This is a genomic window from Vibrio sp. 2130-1, from assembly GCF_033339515.1.
Window position 1 is genome coordinate 1 of the sequence record NZ_JAWOUT010000630.1, and the last position, 543, is coordinate 543.

The 543-nt window shown below is 49.7% G+C and carries 1 protein-coding gene; it reads right to left on the reverse strand.

Annotated features, from left to right (window positions below):
• On the reverse strand, positions 1-543 hold a 543-nt coding region (locus R7Q09_RS27805), incomplete at both ends, for a PAS domain-containing protein (protein WP_318144168.1).

Sequence of the window (543 nt, forward strand, 5' to 3'; positions counted from 1 at the left end):
TCTTCACCTTGCAGCAGTTCGCCCGGTGATTTGCCAACCACTTCCTCTAACGAATATTCGGTTAACTGCTCAAACGCAGAGTTTACCCAAGCAATCGTGCCGTCAGGATGCGTAATGATGATGGTATCGCGAGCGTGTTCCGCCACCTCGGCAAGCTGCGATATTTTGGCGGATAACTGCTGCTGGGTCTGATGTTCTTGCTGAAGTTTATTTTGCGCTTGCGCTAAAGAGCGTGACATTTGGTTAAACGCCTCTCCAACGCGCGTGACTTCGTCATTGCCTGAAATAGAAATTTGCGAACCCGGCCCTTGCTGTGAAACCTTGATTACCCCAGTGCGGAGAAGATCCAGACGCTTCATCAAGTAGCTGCCTAGCGCAAATGAAAACAGCGCCACCAGCGACATTTCGACAAAGGCAATCACCAAACTCGCATGAGTCGCAAACGAAAGCATTTGATGAACATGCTCGACGTGAACACCCATTTCTACCACGCCAAAAGTCTGATCGCCTAAAGTGATTGCTTTCGCCACGTCATAAACACCG